Origin of the sequence: Actinomadura montaniterrae (genome assembly GCF_008923365.1) — a bacterium.
Taxonomy (GTDB): Bacteria; Actinomycetota; Actinomycetes; order Streptosporangiales; family Streptosporangiaceae; genus Spirillospora; species Spirillospora montaniterrae.
On the sequence record NZ_WBMR01000351.1, the window covers coordinates 1 to 7,057 of the forward strand.

The 7,057-nt window shown below is 77.4% G+C and carries 8 protein-coding genes; all 8 read right to left on the bottom strand.

From position 1 onward, the window contains the following. The coding region (locus F9B16_RS48090) for a glycosyltransferase family 9 protein (RefSeq protein WP_404800597.1) at positions 1–435 on the bottom strand (435 nt) is incomplete at its 3' end. Beyond that, complete coding sequence (locus tag F9B16_RS48095; protein ID WP_151546959.1) at positions 426–1,103, bottom strand: SDR family oxidoreductase; 678 nt, start codon at positions 1,101–1,103, stop codon at positions 426–428. The genes F9B16_RS48095 and F9B16_RS48090, both read right to left, overlap by 10 nt. Continuing rightward, positions 1,100–2,497, bottom strand: a complete 1,398-nt coding sequence (locus tag F9B16_RS48100) for a PfkB family carbohydrate kinase (RefSeq protein WP_151546960.1) — start codon at positions 2,495–2,497, stop codon at positions 1,100–1,102. The genes F9B16_RS48095 and F9B16_RS48100 overlap by 4 nt, the downstream gene beginning before the upstream one ends. Beyond that, on the bottom strand, positions 2,494–3,102 hold the full coding sequence (locus tag F9B16_RS48105; RefSeq protein ID WP_151546961.1) for a D-sedoheptulose-7-phosphate isomerase: 609 nt from the start codon (positions 3,100–3,102) through the stop codon (positions 2,494–2,496). The genes F9B16_RS48100 and F9B16_RS48105 overlap by 4 nt, the downstream gene beginning before the upstream one ends. Beyond that, the gene (locus F9B16_RS48110; protein WP_225992622.1) at positions 3,099–4,304 is read right to left on the bottom strand and encodes a glycosyltransferase; all 1,206 of its coding nucleotides are present in this window, start codon (positions 4,302–4,304) and stop codon (positions 3,099–3,101) included. The genes F9B16_RS48105 and F9B16_RS48110 overlap by 4 nt, the downstream gene beginning before the upstream one ends. Before the next feature lie 8 nt (positions 4,305–4,312). After that, positions 4,313–5,308, bottom strand: coding sequence for a glycosyltransferase (locus tag F9B16_RS48115; RefSeq protein ID WP_151546963.1), 996 nt, complete (start codon positions 5,306–5,308; stop codon positions 4,313–4,315). Then, positions 5,305–6,333 carry a glycosyltransferase family 9 protein gene (locus F9B16_RS48120; protein ID WP_151546964.1) on the bottom strand — a complete coding sequence of 343 codons (1,029 nt, stop codon included), beginning with the start codon at positions 6,331–6,333 and terminating at the stop codon, positions 5,305–5,307. Before F9B16_RS48120 ends, F9B16_RS48115 begins: the two co-directional genes overlap by 4 nt. Next, positions 6,330–7,057, bottom strand: a 728-nt coding sequence (locus tag F9B16_RS48125; protein ID WP_151546965.1) for a D-glycero-alpha-D-manno-heptose-1,7-bisphosphate 7-phosphatase, incomplete at its 5' end; no start/stop codon positions are given. The genes F9B16_RS48120 and F9B16_RS48125, both read right to left, overlap by 4 nt.

Here is a 7,057-nt window from a genome sequence, read left to right on the forward strand (position 1 = left end):
CAGGTCCAGGTCGTCGGGATCGGCGTCGAACCCGTAGGCGCGCACCAGCCGGCACCAGCGCGCCACCTCGTGCTCGCCCGGATCCCAGTCCGGCCCGTCGGTGTGCAGCGCGCCGGTGTGCGCGAACGCCAGCAGCCGGGCGGGCCGCAGTGCCGCCAGCACCCGGTGGCTCTGCGGCCCGCGGCCGTGCAGGTTGACGGCCGCGTCCACCGGCCCCGAAGGCGGCAGCGGGCCGAGCCCGGAGTCCGCCGGAAGGACGTCGTCGACCGCGCCCGTGGCCTGCGCCAGCGGCGCCAGCGCCGGCGGTGCCGCGAGCGTGATCCGCGCGCCGGGCATGCCGCGCCGCAGCGCCCGCAGCGCGGGCACCGCGGTGAGCAGGTCGCCCAGCCCGAGCGCCCGCAGCACCAGCGCGCGGCGCGCGGCCGTCACGGCCACGAGGGCTCCTTCGACGGGCAGACGACCATCTCCCGCACCTCGCAGCCGGGCGGCTGCCGCAGCGCGAACGCGATCGCCGCGGCGACGTCCTCCGGCCGGTTCAGCTGGGCGTCCGGGCCCGGCTTGTACTGCTCGGTGCGGTCGTCGAAGAACGCGGTGTCCATCCCGCCCGGCACGATCATCGTGACGGCGACCTTCCCGGCCATCTCCGCGGCCAGCGCGCGCGTGAACCCGACGACGCCGAACTTGGACGCGCAGTACGCCGTGGCGTCGCTCAGCGCCCGCAGCCCGAGCGTCGACGCGACCGTGACGATCCGCCCGCTCGGCTCGTTCTCCAGGTAGGGGAGCGCGGCGCGGACGACCGCGGCGGTGCCGAGCAGGTTCACCTGCACGACCCGCTCCCAGTCCTCGGCGGGCACGTCGCACAGGGTGCCGCACGCGTCGGTGCCGGCGGCTGTGACGACCGCATTGAGGCCGCCCGCCGCGCGCGCGAGCCCGTGCACGGCGCGCTCGGCGCAGCGCCGGTCCGCCAGGTCCGCCTGCATGTGCTCGAAGTCCTCCTTCGGGGGGTGCCGGTCGAGGATGAGGGGCCGTCCCCCGTCCTCGGCGACCTTGCGCGCGACGGCCGCGCCGAGTCCGGAGGCACCGCCGGTGATGAGGACGTTCATGACGCGTTTCCCTTCGTGGTGGACAGCAGGCGCGTGGTGGAGCGCCCTTCCAGCAGAGGCAGCAGGACCACCTCTCCGTTGTGCGCCCGGACCGTCTCGGCCTCGGGCAGGATCGTCCCGGCGTAGTCGGCGCCCTTGACCCAGACGTCGGGGCGCAGCCGCTCCAGGAGCGGCGCCGGGGTGTCGTCGTCGAACACGACCGCGGCGTCCACGTCGCTGAGCGCCTCCAGCACCCGGACGCGGTCCGCGGCCGGCGTCACCGGCCGGGTCGGGCCCTTGCGGCGGCGCACCGAGGCGTCGGAGTTGACGCACACGATCAGGCAGTCGCCGAGCCGCCGGGCCTGCTGCAGCATGCTCACGTGCCCGGCGTGCAGCAGGTCGAAGCAGCCGCCGGTCGCCACGACCGTGCCGCCCGCCCGCCGCGTCCGCTCGACGACGTCCCAGGCGTCCTCCCCGCGCTCGGGGACGAGCCGGGCCGTGCCGGACTCGGCGAGCTGCGCCGCGACGGCCGCCGCCGCGCCCGCCCGGACGTAGTCCGACGCGCGCCGCACGCCGGCGGTGACGGCGCCGGGCAGCGACGCCCCGTCCGCGAGCGCCTCGACCGTCCCGGCGGCGAAGCTGTCGCCGGCGCCGCAGGCGTCGCCGCGGGCCGGCTCGGCGGGTGCGAGGAACGGCGCTTCCGACCCGTCGCACAGCAGCGCGCCCTCCGCCCCGAGCGTGATCGCGACGCCCTCGATGCCCCACGATCGGCCGAGGTGCCGGCCGCGGCGGCCCGCCGCCGACAGCCCGAACCCGGTGATGTCGGCCCCGTCCGCGGCCGCCAGCCGCGCGGCCTCCTCCTCGTTCGGGGTGAGCAGCCGCGTGCCCGGCACCGGCGGCTCGCCGCGCGGATGCGGGTCCCACACGACCGGGACGCCGCGCGGCAGCGCGCTCAGCAGCGACCGGACGGCGCGGTGCCGGGTCACCCCGCGCCCGTAGTCGGAGACCAGCACCGCGCCGGCCCCCGCGATCGCGTCGGTGACGCGCGGGCCGACGGGCCCGTCGAGGGCCTGCCCTTCCCCGGCGTCCAGGCGCGCCACCGACTGGTCTCCCGACCGGATCCGCAGCTTGCAGGGCGTGCCGCCGTGCAGGTGGAACGCGGCGACCTCCATGTGCCGCTCCAGCATGGCGCGCAGCCGCCGCCCCGGCTCGTCGTCGGCGAGCGCGGTGACGAGCACGACCTCCCGGCCGCCGGCCGCCGCCAGCAGCGCGGCCAGCCCGGCGCCGCCGGGCCGGGCGTGCTCCTCCGCCTGCTCGACGACCGGGACGGGCGCGTCCGGGCACAGCCGGCTGCTCGTCCCGACGATGTCGACGTCGAGCAGCACGTCGCCCACCACCACCAGCGGTGCGGTCATCGATTCACCCCCAAGGCGTCGTCGACCACCCCGCACAGCAGGTGCACCGCGGCGAGGTGGATCTCCTGGACGGTCGAGGTCGCGCCGGCCCGCACGGTGATCGCGTCGTGGCAGGCGTCGGCGAGCGGGTTCGGGCCCGGCCCGGTGACCGCCCACGCCGTCAGCCCGAGCTCGCGCGCCCGGTCCGCCGCGGCGATCACGTTGGGGCTGCGGCCGCTGGTCGACAGGCACACCAGCACGTCGCCCGGGCGGCCGTGCGCGTGCACCTGCCGGGCGAACACGTGCGCCGCGCCGTAGTCGTTGCCGATCGCGGTGACCGACGAGGTGTCGCCGTGCAGCGGGATCGCCGACAGCGGCCGGCGCTCGTCCTCGAACCGGCCGACGAGCTCGGCGGTCAGGTGCTGCGCCTCGGCGGCGCTGCCCCCGTTCCCGCAGGCGAGCAGCCGCCCGCCGGCGCGCAGGACGCCCGCGAGCCGGCGGCCCCACGCCTCGATGGTGGGGACCTGCGCGCGGAACTCCAGCGCCGCCTCGGCGAGCGCCTCCAGGCGCCGGTCCTGCGCCGTGGCGGTGCGCGTCCGCGCGATCCGTTGCGTAGTCGTCGTCATGCGGCGACCCCGCTCAGCGCCGCGGCGCGCTCGTAGACGCCGGCCGTGTCGGCGGCGACGCGCGCCCAGGAGTAGCGCTCCCGGGCCCGGTCGCCCGCCGCGAAGCCCATCGCGGCGCGGCCAGCCGGGTCGTCCAGCAGCGCCCGGATCGCGGCGGCCGCCGCCTCCGGGTCGCGCGGCGGGACCAGCACGCCGGTGGCGCCGTCCACGACGGTGTCCAGATGGCCGCCGACGGCGCTCGCCACGACCGGGACGCCGCACGCCATCGCCTCCAGCGGCACCATGCCGAACGGCTCGTACCAGGGCAGCGTCACCACCAGGCTCGCCGAACGCAGCAGCGGCGGGACGTCCTCGCGGACGAGCCGGCCGAGGAACTCCACCCGCCCTGCGACGCCCGCTTCTTGCGCGACGCGCCGCAGCCGCCGCACCTCGGCGTCGCCGTCCAGGTCGCCGCGCGGCGGCCCGCCGGCGACGGCCAGCTCGGCGTCCGGCAGGTGCGCCAGCGCCCGGATCGCGGTGTCCACGCCCTTGCGCTCGACGAGCCGCGACAGCACGACGAGCCGGTGCCGCTCCCGGCCGTCCGAGCGGTGCCCGTCCGGGGTGAACAGCCCGAGGTCGACGCCGCAGGGCACCACCGAGATCCGCTCGCGCGGCACCTCCATCGCGGTCAGCTCCGCGACCTCGTCGGCGCAGGTGGCGATGACCGCTTCGGCGGACAACCCGATCGCGCGCTCCAGCTCCAGGCGCGACGGCGGGCTCGTGTCCTTGCCGCCCTGGTGGCGCCGCTTCACCGTGCCGAGCGCGTGGTACGTCTGCACCACCGGCACGCGCCGCGCCAGGGTCGGCGCGGACGCCTGGAGCGCGGCGAGCCCGCTCATCCAGAAGTGCGCGTGCGCCACGTCCGGCGGCTCGGCGGCCCAGCGCTGCTCCAGGTAGAGCCCGAAGTCGCGCATCCACGGCAGCAGGTCGTCCTTGGCGATCCGCTCGGCCGGGCCCGCGGGGACGTGCTCGACCGTCACGCCGGGCGCGAGGCGCACCCGGCGCGGCAGGGCGGGCGCGTCCCGCCGCGTGTACACGGTGACGTAGTGGCCCTGCCGGCCGAGCTCGGCCGCCAGTTCCGCGACGAACACGTTCTGGCCGCCGCCGTCCGCTCCGCCCAGCCCGCCCTTGGCGGCCAGCGGGCTGGCGTGCTCGGAGATCATGGCTATTCTCATCGCGTTACCTCCGTGAGAGTTCGCTCCCAGTCGCGCAGGAACCGCGGCAGGCCGTAGCGTTCGACGGCGTGGGCGCGCGCCTCCTTGCCCATCTGGCGGGCGCGCGGCGGGTCGGCGGCCAGGGCCCGCGCGGCGTCGGCCAGCGTGCCGACCCGCGTGGACAGCACCCCGGCCTCCGGCGGCACCGCCTCGACCGCCTCGGTGGTGGCGAGCGCCACCACGGGCAGGCCGAGCATCATGGCCTCGATCAGGGCGAGGCCGAGCGAGGTCCACCGGTAGGGGTGGACGTAGACGCGGCGGCGGGCGAGCTCCTCGTGCATCCGCGCCTGCGGCAGGTCCTCGAACGTCCACAGGGACTCCGGCGCGATGCCGAGCGCCTCCGGGACGCCCGCGACGTTCATGCCGAACAGGTCCAGGGGGACGGCGCCCGCGAGCCGGGCGAGCAGGTCGGTCCCGGCGACGCGCCCGCGCCGCAGCGGGTCGTTGATGACGACGCCGGCGCGCGGCATGTCGCCGGTGCAGCGGTAGCCGGGGTCGACGATCCCGTGCTCGATGACCGTGGTCGGGGCGCGGCCGCAGTTCCAGAACAGCTGGTTGAAGTGGGTGACGTGCACGACGGGGATGTCGTCGCGGTCGTGCAGGAAGTGGCGGCTGTCGGGGACGACCTCCTCGGGCAGGCTCGCGTCCGACGGGGTGCGCCGGGGGGTGTCGTGCTCGACGTAGACGGCGGGGACGTCGCGTCCGGGGCGGCGGCCGAGCCATTCCTCGGCGAGCCGCAGTTCGCGGGGGCGCTGCAGGACGACGACGTCGACGTCCTCGTGCCGCAGCCGCTCGGGCGCGACCTCGACGGCGCGGTCGGGCCAGGTGAAGGTGTCGGGGCGTCCCTTGCCGTCGGGCCCCTTGCCGGGGGTGACGGGGACGAGCGTGGTCTGCGGCCCGTGCACGAACGACGTGGCCCACGAGCCGTGGACGTGCCAGAGCAGGACTCTCATCGGGCGGGCGCCTCCTCCGGGGGTGCGCCGCGCGGGTCCGCGGCGACGACCTCGACGGCCGCGGCGACCTCGTCGGCGCCGACCGACGCCAGGCACGGGTGGCCCTCCACGGGGCACACGCGGGCGCGGCTGTCCTTGCAGGGCGCGCCCTGGTCGCCGAGCAGCGCCATCGGCACGCCGAACGGCGCCCACCGGGCGGCGGGGACGGTCGGGGCGAACAGCGACACGACCGGGGTGCCGACGGCGGCGGCGAGGTGGGCGGGGCCGGTGTTGCCGGCGACGACGGCGCGGGCGCCGTGCAGCACGGACGCGAGTTCCGGCAGGGCGGTGCGCCCGCCGAGGTCGAGGCCGTCCTCCCCGGCGACCAGCGCGGTGAGCTCCTTCTCCTCGCCGTGCCCGGTCACCACGACCCGGTGGCCGGCGGCGCGCAGCAGCCGGACGGCCTCGGCGCACCGCTCCGGCGGCCAGGCCCGCGCGGGGACGGACGTCCCCGGATGCACCACCACGTAACCGGCGCCGCCGGTGAGGTGGTCGGTGTCGGGCAGCGGTTCGCGCACGCGGAGCCGGGTGTCGGCGGGCGCGGGGAACCCGGCGTCCTCGGCGAGGGCCAGCATCCGCAGCGGTTCGGGCACGTCGCCTTCGGGACGGTGCCGCAGGTCCAGCAGGGAGCCGGGGTAGTCCTCGCTGATGCCGCCGATCCACGGGGTGCCGACGAGCCGCAGCAGCAGCGCGAGCGGCAGCGGCGACTGGTGGAAGGAGGTGAGGATCAGCGCCCGGTCGAAGCCCGCCAGCTTCGCGACGGCCGCCTCGATGTCGGCCCGGTCGACCGGGTCCGGTTCCGGGTCGATCCAGGGCGCGCGCCACTCGATGACCTCGTCCACGCCGGGCAGCAGGTCGGCGGCGGCGCGGCCGCGCGGCCCGCACAGCAGCACGACCTCGTCGGCCCGCGCCGCGACCGCCCGGACGGCGGGCCCGGCGAGCAGCACGTCGCCGAGGTTGTCCTGGCGTGCCAGCAGCACCCTCATCGCGCCCGCCTTCCGCCGAGGACCAGATCGACGGCGGCGCCGAGGCTCGGCGCCGTCTCCAGCGCCCGCGCGATCTCCGCGGGCCGGGTGCGGACGGTCGGCACCAGGATGCCCCGGGCACCGGCCGCCGCCGCGGCCTCGATGTCGCGGCCGATGTCGCCGATGACGGCGCAGTCGGACGGCAGCGCGCCGAGCCGCCGCACGGCGCGCTCGATCATCCCCGGCCGGGGCTTGCGGCACTCGCACCCGTCGTCGCCGTCGTGGGGGCAGAACTCCCACACGTCGATGCGTCCGAGCAGCTCCTCGACCCGCGCGTTGACGCGCCGGACGTCGCTGGCGGTGATGCGCCCCTTCGCCACCCCCGACTGGTTGGACACCACGCCGATCCGCACGCCGTGCCGGCGCAGCCGGTCCAGGGCGCGCCGCGCGCCCGGCATCGGCTCGACCAGCGCGGGGTCGCCGTTGTACGGGACGTCGCGGATGAGGGTGTCGTCGCGGTCGAACAGCACGACCCACGGCCCGGCCCACGGCCGGGCGTCGCGGTGCGTCAGCAGCCCCCTGATCCGGTGCGCGACGGCGGCGGGCGGGATGACCGCGCTGGTCACCGCCATCTTCAGCGCCTCGCCGGGCGTCCGGGGCCCGGGCCGGACGCGCTGGAGCGCGAACCGGGCGGTGGAGACCGTCCAGGCGCCCGCGGCCAGCGCCGCGGCGGCCGTTCCGGCCC